The organism is Streptomyces sp. NPDC002730, assembly GCF_042888805.1.
In the GTDB taxonomy this organism is placed as follows: Bacteria; Actinomycetota; Actinomycetes; order Streptomycetales; family Streptomycetaceae; genus Streptomyces.
This window is the reverse complement of record NZ_JBIAQG010000017.1, coordinates 41,925-59,009: the sequence shown is the minus strand read 5'-3', so window position 1 is coordinate 59,009 and position 17,085 is coordinate 41,925. Positions and strand designations below refer to the sequence as shown.

Genomic DNA, 17,085 nt, shown 5'->3' with positions numbered 1-17,085 from the left:
TCCGTTGCATGGTTCATATGCCGTCGGACCGATGCGCCGACAGGGGCCGAAGGTCCCACCGCCCGGGTCCAGCGGGCCCTCCCGCCGACGGCCTTCCCCGCGGAGCATCACCCGAAGAGAGGTGCGGTCCTTCAACCTCAGATATCAAGTTCGGATGTGAAGTGACGTAAGCGAGGCAAGCCCGGGAGACAGACATCCGGAGAGGAAGTGCGATGAGCCGGAGCCCCGAGAGACAACCAACCAATGCAGCGGCCACTCCGCAGCCGGCACGGATGCTCGCTCTTGCCACCGCCGGGTTCATGCTCTGCTTCTGGGCCTGGGCTCTGCTGGCCCCGCTCGGCCCGACGCTGCGGGACGAGCTGGACCTCACCTCGTTCCAACAGTCGCTCGTCGTCGCGGTGCCGGTGATCGTCGGCTCGCTCGGCCGGATCCCCGTCGGTGCCCTCACCGACCGCATCGGAGCGCGCCGGATGTTCCCCATCGTCGCCGCTCTGACGATCCTTCCCGTGCTCTACTTGGGCCATCTGGCCGACTCCCTGGCCGAGGTGCTTGCCGGTGGCTTCTTCCTCGGCCTGGGCGGCACGACGTTCGCCATCGGCGTGCCGTTCGTCAACGCCTGGTACCCGCCCGAGCGACGTGGACTGGCTCTCGGAATCTTCGGCATCGGCACCGGCGGCACCGCCCTCTCGTCCTTCACCACCGTCCAGCTGGCCGATGCATTCGCGCGAAGCTTCCCCTTCGATCTGGTCGCCGGTCTCCTGGCCGGCTATGCCCTGGCGGCCCGCCTCCTCCTTCGCGACAGGCCCGGACGTGCAGTCGGGGCCGGGTCGCTGCTGGCGCGCACACGGGCCACGCTGCGGATGCCCGCCACCTTGCAACTGGCCTTCCTCTACGCCATGTCCTTCGGCGGCTTCGTCGCGTTCAGCGTCTACCTGCCCACCTACCTCACCACCGCGTACGACCTCGGGCGCTCCGACGCCGCTCTGCGGACAGCAGGCTTTGTCGTGATGGCCGTCGCCATGCGCCCGGTCGGCGGGTGGCTCTCCGACCGGATCCACCCCGTACCCGTGCTCGTCGCCACGTACGCCATGATCTGCGCGCTCGCGCTGGTCGCGGCGCTCGAAGCAGCCCTGGTCCCGGTCGGGACGCTCGCCTTCCTCGGGACGGCAGCCGGCCTGGGAGCGGGCTCGGGCGCCGTCTTCGCACTCGTCGCCCGGCTGGTACCGCCGGAGCGCGTCGGCGCGGTCACCGGAGTCGTCGGCGCCGCGGGCGGGCTCGGCGGCTTCTTCCCGCCCCTGGTGATGGGCGTGGTCAAGAGCATCACCGACGACTACACGTGGGGGTTTGTGCTGCTCGCCATCACCTCCGCCGGTGCGGGCGCGCTGACCGCGACCGTCGTGCGCCGACGTGCCCATGCGACAGCTCAGGCATGATCTGGAAAGCCAGGCCTGCCCGTTGTCCGTCGCGTCCGCCCGGAGAGCTTCCTCGGTCAGCTGCTCCCCGACATCTACAGCACTTGGGAGAGCAGGAATCCGTGTGCCAGCCGCGCTCCTCGGGCTGCCTGCTCCGCCGTTTTCGTGTCTTTCGACGGGATCTCCTCCAAGCCCTCGGCGAGTACCCGGACGGCCTGGGCCAAGACCTGCACCTGGGACTCCGAGAGGCGTAGTCGTTCGTACACGTTCGGGGCGACGTTCTGTGTCATCGAGCGCCTCCATACAACGGATCGCAGCCGCCCAGCTCGGCTGGGTCTTCCCAGGTAACCGTCCCTTTCGGCGATGAGGCCGCCGGCTGCATCGTCGCGCCTCTCCTCAGTCCGGTTCCATGCAGGGGCGGCGGAAGACTGGGGCCCGGCCGGTGCCGTAAGGGCGTACGGCTGCCAGCGCCTGGACGACCGCGGCCTCCAAGGGACCGCTGGTGTCGACCGTGACGGCCTCCGTCCATGGCGATTCCCTGCTCGCCATGGCGGTGGCCACGTGGAGTCCTGCGTCGGATGCTCCGGGGGCGCGCGTACTCAGGCGGGCCGCCGACACCTCGCCCGGAACCTGGCAGTGCAGGGCAACCAGGTGGGCGCTGACGCGTTCGGCCATGCCCAGGGCAGCTTCGCGCTGTTCCGCATCGGACCAGGTGGCGTCCAGGACGACGGACTCTCCCGAGGACAGCAGGGCGGATGCACGGTCGAGCAGGGCCGCGTAGGTCTTGGCGGTCCACTCGGGTGTGTACAGGCCCTCGCCGTAGCCGGTCGCCGCGGACTGTTCCGCCGGGATGCCCGCCAGCTCCTTGCGGAGGCGGTCGCTGCTGAGAAGCGTGACGCCGAGGCGATCAGCCAGCGCGCCGGAGAGTGTGGACTTCCCGCTGCCCGGTAGCCCGCCGACGAGCGTCAGGCCGACAGCGGACGTCCGCAGGTGACGCAGCGCCGTCAACACCAGTCGCCGTGACGCGGCCTCCGCGCCGGGCGCGCCCTGCCGGGCCTGGATCAGGGAGACCTTGGCACGGACGAACGCGCGGTAGGCGACATAGTGGTGCCGCAGGGACGGCGGTGCCGGGTCTCCGGAGTACTCGCTGTACTGGGCGAGGAAGAGCCCTGCGGCCTCCGGGGCTCCCAGCTGTTCCAGGTCCATGGCGAGGAATGCCGCGTCGTCGAGGCCGTCGACGTAGCGCAGGTGGTCGTCGAACTCCAGGCAGTCCAGGACGCGGGGGCCGTCGTCGAGGCAGAAGATGTCCTCGGCGAGCAGGTCGCCGTGGCCGTCGACCATCCGCCCCTGCGCGATGCGCGTGTCGAACAGCTGCTTGCGGCCCGCGAGGTAGCGGCGCACCAGCCGCTCGACCTCCTCCACGTCGTCCGGAGCGTGTCCGTCGTCGGTCAGAGCGCGGACCTGCGCGAAACTCGCTTCCCAGCGCGACGACAGCGCGTCCCGGGTGCCCTGCTCGTCCACGTCCCGGCTGCGGGGCGCATCCGCGTGGTGGGTGGCGAGCTGCCGGGCTACGGTCCGCAGGGCATCGTCGACGAGGACGCCTTCACTCACCAGCCGGGAGAGGCGGCGCTCCGCCGGCATGCGGCGCATCACAACGAGGGTTTCTGGAGTGTCCGCGCCCGGGCTTCGAAATTCTCCCAGGCCCACGTAGACGTCGGGGGCGAAGCGACGGTTGAGAGCAAGTTCCCGCTCGCACGCGGCTCGCCGAGCCGCCACGGTGGAGTAGTCCAGGAACTCCAGGTCCACCGGCTTCTTGAGCTTGTAGGCGCGATCGCCGACGAAGAAAACGACCGCCGTATGGGTCTCGCACACCTCTGCTCGGGAGAGCGGCGGTGTATCGATGCCGGTGCCTGTCCGGAGCACGGATGCGTCGGTTCGGTGCGTGGACATCGTGCGCCTCCCTGTGGTGGTCGGCTCATTCACGGCCGCCTGTGCTGTCCAGCGTGCGGTCGTCCCCCGTTCGGGGGCATATGTCGAGGAGTACCCCAAACCACCCCTCAGCGCATACGGTCCGCGATGTCGCGCTGGTTCGGGCCCAAGGGGCTGGGCGATCTCACCGGCCAGGGCGCGGTCAGCCTGGCCGTCGCCGCGCGGCCCGGCCGTCGTGGAGCACCAGACCGCCGCTTCGCGAACATCGTCTGTTCGACCACGGAGTGCGGCGCCACGGACCGCCTACGTACTGCTGGCGGAACTCGCAGTGTCGTCGGTCCGGTACGCGATGCGTTCCGAGACCGAAACCACGCCGTCCACGCTCCGACACAGCCGCACAATGATCGGGATCAGACTCTTGACGTCGACGGACCCGCCGAGCGTGACCTGCCCTTCGTGCACCTCCGCGGTCACCTGCGAAGGGCCGAGGCGCATCGTCGACTGCAGCACATCCCCGTTGATCTCGTCGCGGATGGCGTCATCGCGGCGCAGGAAGATCCGCAGCAAGTCGCTGCGGCTCAGGATGCCCTGCAGCCTGTCCGCCGCGTCCACCACGGGCAGCCGCTTGACGTTCTGTACTGCCATCAGGCGAGCCGCCTCGACAACGGTCCAATCCGGACGCGCACACACGGCCGGAGCCGACATCAGCTCTTCGGCGCGGGCTCCCTCGGCTTTGGCTCGCTCCCACGCCTCCGGATGCGGCATCGGCACCCGACCCGACGGGTCGGACTGGCCGGACGACTTGCGCAGCAGGTCTGCCTCGGACACCACACCCATGGGGCGGTCCAGATCATCCACGACGGGTACGGCAGTGACATCGTTCTCGGCAAGCAGCCTGACGATCTCTTTGAACGGCACATCGCGCCGCACCCGGACGACCTTCCGGGTCATGAGCTCTCCGACTGTTCGGTGGTGCATTCCGCCCTCCCTTCGGCGTCGTGACAGCCAGTCACTGTCACGGATCAAGCCTGTCAGTGACCGGCCGTCATCGGATGAGCCGTCCGGCCCCCATCTGGGGCCGATCGGGCCGAGACCGGCCCGTCCGGCCCTCGGGACCCGGGCTTCTCGACCCATGCGCCGGCACACCACACGTGGCACTGGGGGTACAGAGACGGCTCGCAGGAGCGGTGGTGATCATGCGAGCCCACCTTGGCGATCAACTCGTCGTCGAAAACCCGAACACCGAGGACCGCCTCGTCGGCATCGTCACGCGACGCGAACTGCTCCAGGTCTTCCTGCGGCCCGATGCCGAGATCCGCCGCGAGGTGATTGACGACGTGCTGATGCGTGCGCTCTGGCTCCCGCCCGAGACAGTCCGTGTCGACGTGCGTGACCGCGTCGTGGCCCTGACCGGGCGGCTGGAGAAGTGATCACAATGACTCGCACCACATGCGCCCGTACGAGGCCGTCGTACTCGGAGGCGCGCTCCGCATGGGGCGCTGGCACCGGGATGCACGGCGCTTTGCCCGGCGCCACCGTCATGCTCTGGCCGGGCGGCCGCTGTGGCTGTAGCAGTGGCCCCCTCGACCCGTCGGCTCTGGAACGGGACATCCCTGCCGTGCGCGGCGTCCGCCAGGTCGAGCGTCGACTGGGAGCGCTGGAGCACGTCACGTTCGGTGGACGGCCGGCGGACGACCGCGATTACCAAAGCGGGGCAGAACTGGGCCTGTCGGGCCGCGGACAGGGCCGCCCGGCCCTTCCCCGGCGCCGATCGGGTGACTGAAGCTGAGCACGGACAGCGGCCCCGCAGGAGAAACCGGCGAGTGCGGCCCGGACGGCTCACCGGTCATCAGCGAGGAAGCCGCGCGCTCGAAACGGAGGCCCAGCAATGAGTACCCCCTCCCCCACCCGTATGACCGCCGTTCTGTCCCCCGAGCACCGTGCCCGGCTACTGGGCATCACCCGGGACGTCAAATTCTCTGAAGGGACCCGTATCTTCGAAGAAGGCCGCCCCGCCGACCGGTTCTGGATCATCCAGTCCGGCACTATCGCTCTCGACATCCAAGTTCCGGGACGGCGCCCGGCAGTGATCGAGAACCTGGGCTTCGGTGAACTCGTGGGCTGGTCCTGGCTGTTCCCACCGTATGTGTGGCAGTTCGGCGCCGAGGCCATGACACCCGTACGCGCCCAGGAGTTCGACGCGTCAACGGTGCGGATGATGATGGATGCCGACCCTGCCTTCGGCTCCGCGATCGGACACTGGGTCGGCAGGGTGTTTGCTCACCGGCTGCATGCCGCCCGTATCCGCCTGCTCGATCTGTACGCGCCTCACGGCAGCGGCATGACTCTGTGACCGGCGTCCGGGAGCCCCGCCATGCCCGATTCCCCGCACACAGTGAGCGATGTCATGACCCACACCGCAGTCGCGGTGGGGCGCCATGCGACCTACAAGGAGATCGTGGAGCTGATGGAGCAGTGGAAGGTCAGTGCCTTGCCGGTACTGGAGGGCGAGGGCCGTGTGATCGGCGTGGTCTCGGAGGCCGATCTGCTCCCCAAGGAGGAGTACCGCCTCGACGACCCCGCACAGGCGGACCGGCCGCTGTCCGACATGGCGAAGGCGAGGGCGGTCTCCGCAGAGGAGCTGATGTCGAGCCCGGCCGTCACCGTTCACGCGAGCGCCACGGTCGCCGAGGCCGCACGCATCATGGCGCGCCGTCGCGTCAAGCGCCTGCCCGTGGTCGACGATGTCGGCCTGCTGGAAGGTGTCGTCAGCCGCAGCGACCTGCTGAAGGTGTTCCTCAGGCCCGACGAGGCCATCGCCGACGAGATCCGTCGTACCGTCATCCAGCACCTTCCGCCCGCGGCACAAGTGGAAGTCTCCGTCACCGACGGCGTGGTCACCCTTCACGGCAACCTCAGGGACCGGGCGCTGGTCTCCCTGCTTGCCCGGGCCGCCCGCGCGGTCGAAGGCGTCGTGGAGGTCCGCCTCAGCCTCAACAACCAGGCACCCCCAGCGCCCTGAGGCATCAGCACGACAACCTCGGTCCGGGCACGTCAAGGCGAAAAGGGCCCATCCGCTTCTCGCGGATCCTGATTGCGTGGTGCACGGCCACGAGCCGCTTCTCCACGTCCTCGTCCAGGGCCCTTTCCGTCAATTCCATGGAAACACGGGGCGTGCGCTGCTGCCAGGGCCGAACAGTCCCACCGTCGGTGCCGCTCGGCCCCACCTCTCCCGTACCGCTTGACGACTACTGCTTGACGACCAATCGCCGCAGCCATGGCTGCCTGCTGAGCCGGGCGGCGGCGAAACCGGCCAGACCCACGGCCGCGGCCACAGCGACATCCGTCCCGCCGAGCGGCTCGGTTTCAAGTACCGAACGCAGGAACGGTACGTACAGAGCCGCCGCCGCGAGACCGGCCGAGGCGAGCACCGCCGCCGGCAGGAAGAGGTTTTCCCGTGTGAGAAGGCGGTCCCGCAGCCCCATGACGACCCCGAGCTGTGCGGCCAGCAGGGACAGGAACAGCACGCTCTGCCAGGGGGCATCCACGGCACGGGCCGAGAGGCCTGCAGCGAGGCTTGCCATGGTGACCACGGCTGCGAGGAAGAGCACCCGTTGCCACAGGCCGTGCCCCAGCACGTGCTGATGCGGCGGGCGCGGGGGCCGGTGCATGGCGCGCGGGGACACTGGCTCCGCCCCCATCGCGACCCCGGTCAGGCCATGGGTGAGGAGATTGATCCACAGGATCTGCCCCGCCCGCAGCGGCAGTGACAATCCGAGCAGGGGGCCGACGAGCATCACCAGGATCTCTGCGGTGCCCCCGGCGAGTCCGTAGACGAGGAAGCGCCGGATGTTGTCGTACACGCGGCGCCCCTCCTCGACCGCCGCGACCACGGTGCACAACTCGTCGTCGGTGAGCACCAGATCGGCCGACTGTCTCGCCACCTCGGTGCCTCGCCGCCCCATGGCGACGCCGATGTCCGCCTGTCGTAGTGCGGGTCCATCGTTGACGCCGTCACCGGTCATCGCCGTCACGTCCCCGTGGTCGCGCCAGGCTTCGACGATGTCCAGCTTCTGCTGCGGGTCCGTGCGGGCGAACACCCTTACCGCCCTGAGGTCGTCCACGGCTCCCGCCGCAAGGGACTGACCTGTGACGACCTCGCCCGGCTCACTGTCGCGGGACAGCAGACCGACGCGCGTGGCGATGGCCCGTGCGGTGGCGGGATGGTCACCGGTGATGAGCACGGGCGTGATGCCCGCGGCCCGGCACGCGGCCAGCGTGGCGGCTGCCGCCGGCTTCGGAGGATCGTTGATCGCCGCCAGGCCTAGCAGCCGCAGCCCCGATTCGGCGTCCGCTGCCCGCGCCGGAGCCTCGGTCCGCTCGCCGCAGGCCACAGCCAGCACCCGGTATCCCCCCGCGGCGAGCAGCGCTGCCTCATCCCGGGCCCGATCGAGGAGCTGCGCGGGCTCGTCGAGCACAGCGGGGTCGAGGACTGCTTCCGGAGCGCCTTTCAGACACACCATCACTTGCCCTGACGGCGTTCCGTGGAGTGTGCTCATGCGCTTGCGCAGGCTGTCGAACGGTGCTTCGTCGGTCCTCGGGTAGGTCTGGTGCAGCGTGCTCGGTTGCTCGCAGCGCGCTTTGGCCGCGGCCGTCAGCAGCGCGGCTTCAGTGGGGTCGCCGAGGGCAGTCCAGCGGGTGCCGGTGTCGTCGGACGGTTCGTCCGGTGGGCGCAGCGCGGCGTCGTTGCACAGCGCTGCGATGGTCAACAGCTTTTGTACGGGCCTGAGTTCGGCGGGCTCCGCTGCCCGGCCGTCGACGCGTACGTCGCCGGACGGCTCGTACCCAGTGCCGGTGAAGTCGACGGCGCCCTCGGGTGTCCAAATGCGCTCGACGACCATGCGGCCTTCGGTGAGAGTGCCGGTCTTGTCCGTCGCCAGTACGGTCACCGATCCGAGCGTCTCCACGGCGGGGAGGCGTCGTACGACGGCGTGGCGTGCGGCCATGCGCCGCGCGCCGAGGGCCAGTGCCAGCGTGACGACGGCCGGGAGCGACTCGGGTACGGCGGCGACGGCAAGGCTGATCGCGGTCACCGCCATGGTGCCCGGTGCCAGGCCACGTATCAGGCCAAGGGCGAACACCAGCAGACACAGTGCCAGGGTGGCCACGGCGAGAACCCGTCCCAGTGCGGCCAGACGCCGCTGCAGAGGTGTCGCCTCGAGTCGCCCTTCCAGCAGTGCGGCGATGCGGCCCAGTGCGCTGGCGGTCCCGGTGGCGGTCACCGTCGCGATGCCCCTGCCCCGGACCACGACAGTGCCCGCGCTCAGCATCGCCGCCCCCGGCCGTCCGGAGCGCAGGTCCTTGTCTACTGGTACGGATTCACCGGTCAGCATGGACTCGTCGAGGAGCAGCGCCGATGCCTGCTTGAGGAGCGCGTCTGCGGGAACGATGTCCCCTTCGCCGAGTGCCAGTACATCGCCGGGGACCACTTCGGCCGCGGGCACCTCCCGCTCGGAACCGCCGCGCAGGACACGTGCGTTCGGTGCTGACATGGCGGAGAGTGCGGCAACTGCGTTGTCGGCTCTGACCTCCTGGATCACTCCCACCGTGGTGTTCACGACGATCACGAGGGCGATGACGACGGAGTCGGCGTGGTCCCCGATCGCCACGGTCAGTGCCACGGCCCCGAGGAGGACCATGATCAGCGGATCCCTGAGCTGTGCCACCACGCGCGTGTGCAGGCGCACGGTTCTCCGCGCGGCCACCTCGTTGCGGCCGTATTCGGCGAGGCGGCGTGCCGCATCCTCTTCGGTGAGCCCTCGACGGCGCTCGTCGGTGACAGGCGGTGTGCGGGCGGGGTGCGAGGTCACGTGGGTGCTCCGATCGACGGCGACGGGGCCGGTGTGAAGCGGATCAGGTCATCGCGTGCTTCGTGGGCCGCAGTTCACGGGGTGGGAACCGTGATCACCGGGCAGAGCGCTCGGTGCAGCAGGCCGTGGACGACCGATCCCAGCCGCATGCCGGTGTACCGGCCCCGGCAGCCGACCACGACGGCCAGTGCATGCGCGGAGGCCCGCGCAAGCTCCTCGACCGGATGTCCGCGGACCACCTCGTGCGTCAGAGCCACATCCGGGTACTTCTCCGACCAGCCCGCCGTTGTTTCCGACAGCAGCCGTCGGCGCTCCCGCATCGCCTCCGCCTCGCCCGTGAACGAGACCACCGGTGGCGGCCAGATCCAGAGGGCACGCAGGCCGGCCCCCGCAGGCTTGCTTCCTCGAAGGCCTGGGCGACGGCGGCGCGCGAAGCCTGACTGCCGTCGACGCCGACAACCAGGTAGGGCGGCTGCTGCGTCACATGCTCGGGCTCTCCCACGACGACGACCGGGCAGTGGGACTGTGCGCCGACCGGCACCACCACCGAACTCGCGCTGAAGAACTCCTCCGCCCGGCCCAGCCGACGCGAGCCGAGGACCACCATCCGGGCCTGCTCCGAGTGGCGGCAGAGCGCCGGGGCGGGAACCCCGTCGAGCAAGTCCGTCATCACCTCAAGCTTCCCGTGCCGAGCCCGTGCCCATGAGGCAGCGGAGGTGAGCGCCTCGTCTCCTCGCCGCCGCAGCTCGATGTGGTGCCCGGTGGCATCGACGTGGCGTGTGTCGTGCAACGGCGGCACGGCCAGCAGCAGCCGAAGGGCAAGGTGCCTGCGGTGGGCCTCGTCGGCGGCCCAGGCAAGTGCGGGGCGGGACCGGTGCTGCGGGTCGACGCCGACGATCATCTCGCGGCGCTCTGCGAGGGCTGTCACTGTTCCTCCCGGCGTTTTTTGCTCTCGCGCGGAATGAGCTCCACGGGGCATTCGGCGTGGTGCAGAACCGCATGCGTCACCCGTCCCAGCGTGGGGCCGAAGGCGTCGGGCGGCCGCCGGCCGCCCATGACGAGCAGGTCGGCGTGACGCGATGCCTCGACGAGAGCGCCGGCGACTGATGTGCCCTCGTCCACGTCCGCGGTCACGGCGAGTTCGGGGAATTCATCCCGAATCCGGTCGGCCACCACCGAAACACGTTGCAGGTGCTGTTTGGCGATCTCGTCGATGCCGTCCAGCATGGTGGCCACGCTGCCCACGTACCGCAGCACCTGCCAGACGCTCAGCAGACGCAGCGATGCCTTGCGGAGTTCCGCGCCGCGCGCCGCGTGCCGGACGCAGTCGAAGTCGTCCTCGTCGCGGACGGCGGCCACCACCACACCGGTCTCCGCCCCTTGTGCTGCGCCCCTGACCACCACTACAGGGACCGTCGCACCCGCCGCCACGCGGAGTCCGACGGAGCCGAGCAGCAACACGGCGAACCCTCCGTAGCCGCGGTTGCCCACGACGATCGTGCCGTGGTTGCCAGCAGCGTCGTGCAGGCTGACGATCGGCTCCCGTTGGCTCAATTCCCTGTTGATCTGCAGTTCGGGGTACTGCTCCGCCAGCCGGTCCGCCGTGTCCTTGAGCACGTCGCGCCCGCGCTGGCGCTCGCGCTCGACGGTCTCGACCGAGGCGTACAGGGCTTTCCGGTAGGTGTCGGCGGCGTACAGGAGGCGCAGCGGCCTCCCCCGCCGGTCGGCCTCGGCCGCGGCCCAGTCTGCAGCCGTCGCCGCATTCGCCGAACCGTCCACGCCCACGACCACTGTCCCGAGTTCCGGGCCGCCCACAGTGCTGCCGCCCATGGCTCCTCCTTGCCGAGTTCCATCGGGGATCACTCCTCACGGTGTCACCACGAGATCAGCATGGAGAGGGCCACAGGGGTCCATGGCAGGGCCGAAGGTCCCTGTCCGGCCGAGGCTGATCCATTCGGTCCGCTCCGAGGACCTCTCGGCCCTGTGCGCGCGGGCGGGATTCGTTCCACGCTGGCATGCAGGACGGCCTGATCCGGCAGGTGAAGGAAAGGACTGGCGCGCCATGAGGCACCGCAGTGTCGCAGACCTGATGTCCCCCACGGCTGTGAGCGTGCAGCGGGGCACCCCGTTCAAAGAGATCGCCCGCCTCCTCGACGAATACGGCATCACCGCCGTACCCGTGATCGACGACAACGAGCGGCCGGTCGGAGTCGTCTCCGAGGCCGACCTGCTGCGCAGACAGACATCGAGAGGCACATCCAGCGCGGCCGAGGGCCTCATGTCCAGTCCGGCGATCGTCGCGCAGCCGGGGTGGAGCGTGGTCCGGGCGGCCAGGATCATGGAGAAGAACAGGATCAAACGGCTGCCCGTGGTCGACGAATCGGGCCGTCTGGTCGGCGTGATCAGCCGCAGCGACCTCGTGCAGCTGTTTTTGCGGCGGGACCTGGCGATCCAGGAGGAAATCCTTGAGGACGTCGTCACCCACACCCTTGGTCTGCCGCCTTCTGCGCTGACGGTCGAGGTCACCGACGGCAGAGTCACTCTCAGCGGCACTGTGGCGCGCAAGAGCCTCATCCCCATCACCCTGCGGCTGTGCGAGAGCGTCGACGGAGTGGTGGATGTGATCGAGCGACTCACCTACGACATGGACGACTCCGCGGCTGCGAAGGGCGGCGACCGCAATGTCTGAGGTGACCACGACCGATCTGTACGAAGTGACGATGGCCATGTCCTACCTGCGGGAAGGGATGCGCGCTCCAGCCACTTTCAGTTTGTTCGTGCGGGACTTGCCGCCCGGCCGCGGGTTCCTGGTGGCCGCCGGCCTGGAGCCGTCGCTCGACTACCTGTCCCGTTTCCGCGTCGGTCCGCACGACGTGGAGGAATTCGCCGAGGCCCTGCACCGGCCGGCCCTGGACCTTGAGCTGCTGCTCGGCCTGGGATTCGACGGCGAGGTGCGTGCTGTCCCCGAGGGGCGGCTCGTGTTCGCCGGAGAGCCGCTGCTGGAAGTGACCGCACCACTGCCGCAGGCACAGCTCGTCGAGACCTTCCTGCTCACTCAGCTGTGCCATCAGACGGCGGTCGCCTCCAAGGCGGCCCGCTGTGTCATCGCAGCCGCAGGGCGGCCCGTGGTGGACTTCTCACTGCGTCGCGCGCACGGGCCGCAGGCAGGATTCCAGGCCGCCCGGCTGGGCGCACTGGTCGGCTTCGCGGGCACCAGCAACGTGGCCGCGGCGACGAGGCTCGGCATACCCGCTTCGGGCACCATGGCTCACTCGTACATTGAGGCCTTCCCGGGCGAGGAGGAGGCGTTCCGGGGATTCGCGCGTACCCATCCCGGACCGGTGACCTTCCTTGTCGACACGTACGACACCGATGGCGGAGTCGCGATCGCGGCACGGGTGCTCAAGGAGCTCGGGCGCGGTCCCGGCTGCGCCATTCGTCTCGACAGCGGTGACCTCGGGGCTCTCGCGTGCCGGGCACGGGACATTCTCGACGCCGGCGGCCTCACGGACGTCGGCATCATCGCCAGCGGTGGCCTGGACGAGTACGCAGTGGACGAGCTCGTGCGGGCCGGCGTCCCGATCGATGTGTATGCCGTCGGTACCCGCGTCGGCGTGGCCGCGGACGCGCCCTACCTCGACGCGGCGTACAAACTGGTGGAGTACGAAGGGCGGCCGGTCATGAAGCTCTCCTCCGCGAAGGTGACGGCCCCCGCGCCGAAGCAGGTCTTCCGCCGGTCCGGCCGCGCCGACGTGATCGGCGTGTGGAACGAGGACCCACCACCCGGCGCGGAACCTCTTCTCTGCACGGTCATGCGCGGGGGCTGGGGGACGCCGGACCGCCTGTCGGACGCCCGCGCGCGGTTCGACGCCGACCTCGCCGCTCTCCCGGCATCGGCACGGCGTATCCACAGCCCCGAACCAATCCGCCCGGTCACATCCAGGCGGCTGGCGGCCATGACGGCCGTGGTACGTCGCCGTATCGAGGAGGAGATACGGACATGAAACTCAGCAAGGTCGCAAGCGTGATGGTGGGCGAGGTCATCTCGGTCACGCCTGCCACGCCGTTCAAAGATGTCGCCAAACTGCTCGCCGAGCACGACATCACCGGACTGCCCGTCCTCGACGACGACGGCAGAGTGCTCGGGGTCGTCTCCGAGAGCGACCTTCTCGTCCGTCAGGCGTCAGCCGGAGGAGCGGACGAGGAACCGCAGGAACCTCGGCACGGCCGGACCGCCCGCTCGACCGCGGACACGCGGGACGACAAGCGGGAAGGCCTCACCGCGGGCCTGCTGATGTCCGCACCCGCGATCACCGTCCATGCCGAAGACGCAGTCGCCGAGGCCGCCCGGACGATGCTCCGGCGCGGCGTCGAACGGCTTCCGGTGGTGGACGCCGAAGACCGCCTGGTCGGCATCGTCACACGGCGTGATCTTCTCCAGGTGTTTCTGCGCCCCGACTCCGAAATCCGCCGCCACGTGATCGAAGACGTGCTGAAGGACGTGCTGGGGCTGGCGCCGAACCTGATCGATGTCCATGTCGTCGACGGGGTGGTCACTCTGGAGGGGCAACTGAAGCGGCACAGTCAGATCCCTGTCGTACTGCAGCTCACTCAGCGGTTGGACGGAGTGGTGTCGGTGGTGGACCGCCTCTCTTCACGCGTCAACGATTCCGGGCTCACGCCGCCGGAGGGCACGAAGTACGGGTGGCCCTGGTGACCCCGGACGACAGGCCGGGCCAACCGGCCCTGTCGGAGCAGCCCGCCCGGCCCTCGTGTCACCGCCCCGCACCAGCAACGCCTCACGCGCCGCCGCGAGCGGAGTCCGCGGTGCTGCGATGCACCGACCTCGTCGGGCGCTTCCGTGAGCGCACCACGCACCCTCACTGTCGGCGCCGGCCTTGGCAAGCTGTGCGGCCGCTCGCCCTCGTGCCCGGGTGGCCGCGCACCGCCGGCCATGCCGGCCGCACGCATGGGCCGTCGACTCCTGGACCGTCCTGCTGTCCCAGAACGGCGGCGTCACCGACATCCTGCGCAATCTCATCATTCTGTCCGCTTTTGCCGCGGCACTGCTGACCTTGGCCTCATTCGGGCTTCGCCGGCAGCTGACCAGGGCGGCACCCGGCACAAGGAGCTGACCGCCATGACGACGACTCCCGCGGCGTACCGGCCCGTCAGAGTGGAGGCGGCGCTCGATTCGCCGCTGTCGCGCTGGCTGTGGCTGGTGAAGTGGATCCTCGTGATCCCGCACTACCTCGTGCTGTTCTTCCTGTGGATCGCCTTCGTCCTCGTCACCATCGTCGCGTTTTTCGCGATCCTGTTCACCGAGCGCTATCCGCGGTCGCTGTTCGACTTCAACGTCGGAGTGCTGCGCTGGACCTGGCGGGTCTCGTACTACGCGTACGGAGCACTGGGCACCGACCGGTATCCGCCGTTCAGCCTCGCCGAGGAGCCCGGCTATCCTGCCCGACTGGACATCGCCTACCCGGAGCGGCTGTCACGGGGCCTGGTTCTGGTGAAGTGGTGGCTGCTCGCCATCCCGCACTACATCGTGATCGGCTTCTTCATGGGCGGCTTCCACGCCGCATGGTGGAACGTGGGCCTGATCTCCGTGTTCGCCGTCATCGCGGCCGTCGTCCTGGCCTTCACCGAGAAATATCCGCGCGACCTCTTCGACCTGATCATGGGGCTGAACCGGTGGGTGCTGCGGGTCGCCGCGTACGCGGGTCTGATGACGGACGAGTACCCGCCGTTCCGGCTGGACATGGGTGGCGCGGATCCGGCCGACCGCCCGTGATCAGAGGAAGTCCCGCGCGGGGCACCAGGGCCGGTCGGTCCCATCGGGGGCCCCTCGGCCCCTCCTGTCACGGCGGCCGGACCAAGACGCTGGAACTGTGGCCGCACGCGCGGCCCCTGAGGAGGTCCGCACCATGACTCGCAACGTGACCGTCGGCCTGGACGGGTCGCCCGAGAGCCGTGCCGCCGCCGCATGGGCTGCCCGGGAGGCACTGCTGCGCGAAGTGCCCCTGCACCTCTTTCACGCCGAGGAGTGGCCCACGACCACCGCCATACCCATGGTCGGACCCGAAGTGCAGCAGCAGTGGGCCGACAAGGTTCTGGCCGATGCCGCCGACGAGCTGAGGCAGCGCCATCCCGGACTGAAGATCACCACACGACGGCTCTCCGGAAGGCCCGCTGCCGCCCTGCCCATCGAGGCGGGTGAGGCGGAGATGCTGGTGCTCGGCTCCCGGGGTCTTGGCGGCATCATGGGCTTCCTCATCGGCTCGGTCGGCATGGCCACGGTCAGTGCCACCGAGCAGCCGGTCGTGCTGGTACGGGCCCCCAAGCACCACGACAAGGAGTCCCGCACCAGGTCCGGCGGCGCCGAGCAGACCGACGCCGCATCCGTGTACCGCGACATGGTCGTCGGCCTGGACATCTACCAATCCTGCGACAAGCTCCTGGCCTTCGCCTTCGACGAGGCCGCACGGCGTGGCTGCACTCTCCGCGCCGTACACGGCTGGACGCTCCCTCTCCTGTTCAGCTACGCGCCGACGCTCGACCCCGGCATCCAGCTGGAAGTGGGCCGGCAAGTCGAGCAGGCCCTCAGCGACATGCTGCTGCCATGGCGGCAGAAGTTCCCGTCGGTGCAGGTTGTCGAGCGGGCTCTCATCGGTTCGCCTGCGCAGCAATTGGTGTACTCGGCGGCCGACGCCGATCTTGTGGTCGTCGGCCGGCGCCTCCGCCGGGCTCCCCTGGGTGGGCACATCGGCCCCGTCGCCCACGCGGTCATGCACCACAGCGCCGCACCCGTCGTCGTCGTCACCCACGACTGACCCCTCCCGGCAGGAGGATCAAGTGCCCTCACCACCGCTCGACTCGACCACCGTGACAGCCCTCGTCGAGGACGCCACGGCAGCCCCGTCCATGCACAACGCACAGCCCTGGAAGTTCCGGTACCTGAGCAGCACCGGAACGATGCAGCTGCGCGCCGATCCGGAGCGCACGATGCCCAAGTCGGACCCGACGCACCGTGCCGTCCATCTCGGCTGCGCCGCCGCGCTGTTCAATCTGCGCGTGGCCGCCGTGCACGCCGGCCGGGAACCGGTCACCACACTGCTCCCCGACCCCTCCGATCCGTGGCTGCTCGCCGAGGTGAACCTCGCCGATCCCGCGGGCCCAGAGCACGATCTCGCCCTACTCCACCCGGCTGTCCGCAAACGGCACACCAGCCGCCACCCCTTCACCGACGAGGAGATCCCGGACGACATCCTGGACGGGCTGCGCGGCGCCGCCCTGCTCGAAGGCGCCCGGCTGTACGTTCCCGACGCATGGCATGTGAAGTCCGTGCTGAACCTGGTGCACGACGCCGAGGGCCGTGAAGCGCTCCACCCCAAAGTGCGGGATGAGCTGGCTCGCTGGACCGACACGGGCGCCAAGGGTGACGCTTCGCGGCGGGAGGGAATCCCCGCCTATGCCTTCGGCCCCCGTCAGCACGATGTCACCGCTCCCATACGGGACTTCGCCGGCCGGCATCCCGTTCCCGGCCGTGGCTCCGCCACTTTCGAGAAGCAGCCCCGCCTCGCGCTGCTCGGTACGGCCGACGACCGGGCGGAGGACTGGCTGCGAGCGGGTCAGGCGATGGAGCGGGTTCTGCTCCAGGCCACGCTGGACGGGTTGGTCACGTCCCTGACGTCGCAGGCCCTCGAATGGCCGGAACTGCGGTGGGCCGTACGCGACCCGGGGTCGGCGATGGGTCACGTACAGATGGTGATCCGCCTCGGATACGGCCCCGAAGGTCCCGCGACCCCGCGCCGGTCGGTGAGCGATGTCCTCGACATCACGTGACCCGCACGGGTGCCCGGCCCGCCTTCCGG

18 protein-coding genes and 1 pseudogene are annotated in these 17,085 nt (G+C 69.6%); 12 read left to right on the top strand and 7 right to left on the bottom strand.

Features of this window, described 5'->3' with window-relative positions:
* The first annotated feature begins 212 nt into the window (after positions 1–212).
* Entirely contained in the window at positions 213–1,433 is a 1,221-nt protein-coding gene (locus tag ACFYXH_RS35735; protein WP_389572093.1) for a nitrate/nitrite transporter, read from the top strand.
* A gap of 74 nt (positions 1,434–1,507) precedes the next feature.
* Here ACFYXH_RS35735 and ACFYXH_RS35730 read toward each other — a convergent pair whose 3' ends face one another.
* The 3 genes from ACFYXH_RS35730 to ACFYXH_RS35720 form a co-directional block, all read right to left on the bottom strand.
* The gene (locus tag ACFYXH_RS35730) at positions 1,508–1,702 is read right to left on the bottom strand and encodes a hypothetical protein (protein WP_389572090.1); all 195 of its coding nucleotides are present in this window, start codon (positions 1,700–1,702) and stop codon (positions 1,508–1,510) included.
* Between the two features lie 106 nt (positions 1,703–1,808).
* Positions 1,809–3,284 (bottom strand): AAA family ATPase, encoded by a 1,476-nt coding sequence (locus tag ACFYXH_RS35725; RefSeq protein ID WP_389572499.1) that lies wholly within the window; start codon positions 3,282–3,284, stop codon positions 1,809–1,811.
* Positions 3,285–3,644: 360 nt separating this feature from the next.
* On the bottom strand, positions 3,645–4,319 hold the full coding sequence (locus tag ACFYXH_RS35720) for a CBS domain-containing protein (RefSeq protein WP_389572088.1): 675 nt from the start codon (positions 4,317–4,319) through the stop codon (positions 3,645–3,647).
* 218 nt (positions 4,320–4,537) lie between these two features.
* Between ACFYXH_RS35720 and ACFYXH_RS35715 the strand changes: the two genes are divergently transcribed.
* The 4 genes and pseudogenes from ACFYXH_RS35715 (at position 4,538) to ACFYXH_RS35700 (ending at position 6,363) form a co-directional block, all read left to right on the top strand.
* Complete coding sequence (locus ACFYXH_RS35715) at positions 4,538–4,771, top strand: hypothetical protein (protein ID WP_389572085.1); 234 nt, start codon at positions 4,538–4,540, stop codon at positions 4,769–4,771.
* A 28-nt stretch (positions 4,772–4,799) separates the two neighbouring features.
* A pseudogene (locus tag ACFYXH_RS35710) lies at positions 4,800–5,124 on the top strand (flavodoxin domain-containing protein); the annotation flags it as partial.
* 105 nt (positions 5,125–5,229) lie between these two features.
* Entirely contained in the window at positions 5,230–5,694 is a 465-nt protein-coding gene (locus ACFYXH_RS35705) for a Crp/Fnr family transcriptional regulator (RefSeq protein WP_389572083.1), read from the top strand.
* 21 nt (positions 5,695–5,715) lie between these two features.
* Positions 5,716–6,363, top strand: coding sequence for a CBS domain-containing protein (locus ACFYXH_RS35700; protein WP_389572080.1), 648 nt, complete (start codon positions 5,716–5,718; stop codon positions 6,361–6,363).
* Positions 6,364–6,589: 226 nt separating this feature from the next.
* On the opposite strand, the gene ACFYXH_RS35695 is transcribed toward ACFYXH_RS35700, so the two are convergent.
* The 4 genes from ACFYXH_RS35695 to ACFYXH_RS35680 all read right to left on the bottom strand — a co-directional run bounded on the left by ACFYXH_RS35695 (position 6,590) and on the right by ACFYXH_RS35680 (position 11,041).
* The gene (locus tag ACFYXH_RS35695) at positions 6,590–9,211 is read right to left on the bottom strand and encodes a cation-translocating P-type ATPase (protein ID WP_389572077.1); all 2,622 of its coding nucleotides are present in this window, start codon (positions 9,209–9,211) and stop codon (positions 6,590–6,592) included.
* A 74-nt stretch (positions 9,212–9,285) separates the two neighbouring features.
* Positions 9,286–9,561 (bottom strand): universal stress protein, encoded by a 276-nt coding sequence (locus tag ACFYXH_RS35690; protein ID WP_389572074.1) that lies wholly within the window; start codon positions 9,559–9,561, stop codon positions 9,286–9,288.
* Positions 9,459–10,139 carry a universal stress protein gene (locus tag ACFYXH_RS35685; protein ID WP_389572071.1) on the bottom strand — a complete coding sequence of 227 codons (681 nt, stop codon included), beginning with the start codon at positions 10,137–10,139 and terminating at the stop codon, positions 9,459–9,461. The genes ACFYXH_RS35690 and ACFYXH_RS35685 overlap by 103 nt, the downstream gene beginning before the upstream one ends.
* Positions 10,136–11,041 (bottom strand): universal stress protein, encoded by a 906-nt coding sequence (locus ACFYXH_RS35680; protein WP_389572068.1) that lies wholly within the window; start codon positions 11,039–11,041, stop codon positions 10,136–10,138. Before ACFYXH_RS35680 ends, ACFYXH_RS35685 begins: the two co-directional genes overlap by 4 nt.
* A 232-nt stretch (positions 11,042–11,273) precedes the next feature.
* Between ACFYXH_RS35680 and ACFYXH_RS35675 the strand changes: the two genes are divergently transcribed.
* The 7 genes from ACFYXH_RS35675 to ACFYXH_RS35645 all read left to right on the top strand — a co-directional run bounded on the left by ACFYXH_RS35675 (position 11,274) and on the right by ACFYXH_RS35645 (position 17,056).
* On the top strand, positions 11,274–11,900 hold the full coding sequence (locus ACFYXH_RS35675; RefSeq protein ID WP_389572065.1) for a CBS domain-containing protein: 627 nt from the start codon (positions 11,274–11,276) through the stop codon (positions 11,898–11,900).
* On the top strand, positions 11,893–13,215 hold the full coding sequence (locus ACFYXH_RS35670; protein WP_389572062.1) for a nicotinate phosphoribosyltransferase: 1,323 nt from the start codon (positions 11,893–11,895) through the stop codon (positions 13,213–13,215). The genes ACFYXH_RS35675 and ACFYXH_RS35670 overlap by 8 nt, the downstream gene beginning before the upstream one ends.
* Positions 13,212–13,928 carry a CBS domain-containing protein gene (locus tag ACFYXH_RS35665; RefSeq protein WP_389572060.1) on the top strand — a complete coding sequence of 239 codons (717 nt, stop codon included), beginning with the start codon at positions 13,212–13,214 and terminating at the stop codon, positions 13,926–13,928. Before ACFYXH_RS35670 ends, ACFYXH_RS35665 begins: the two co-directional genes overlap by 4 nt.
* Before the next feature lie 217 nt (positions 13,929–14,145).
* The gene (locus ACFYXH_RS35660) at positions 14,146–14,346 is read left to right on the top strand and encodes a hypothetical protein (protein WP_389572058.1); all 201 of its coding nucleotides are present in this window, start codon (positions 14,146–14,148) and stop codon (positions 14,344–14,346) included.
* Positions 14,347–14,351: 5 nt separating this feature from the next.
* Positions 14,352–15,005, top strand: a complete 654-nt coding sequence (locus ACFYXH_RS35655) for a DUF4389 domain-containing protein (RefSeq protein ID WP_389572055.1) — start codon at positions 14,352–14,354, stop codon at positions 15,003–15,005.
* Between the two features lie 133 nt (positions 15,006–15,138).
* The gene (locus ACFYXH_RS35650; protein WP_389572053.1) at positions 15,139–16,044 is read left to right on the top strand and encodes a universal stress protein; all 906 of its coding nucleotides are present in this window, start codon (positions 15,139–15,141) and stop codon (positions 16,042–16,044) included.
* A gap of 22 nt (positions 16,045–16,066) precedes the next feature.
* The gene (locus ACFYXH_RS35645) at positions 16,067–17,056 is read left to right on the top strand and encodes an Acg family FMN-binding oxidoreductase (RefSeq protein ID WP_389572050.1); all 990 of its coding nucleotides are present in this window, start codon (positions 16,067–16,069) and stop codon (positions 17,054–17,056) included.
* Positions 17,057–17,085 lie beyond the last annotated feature (29 nt).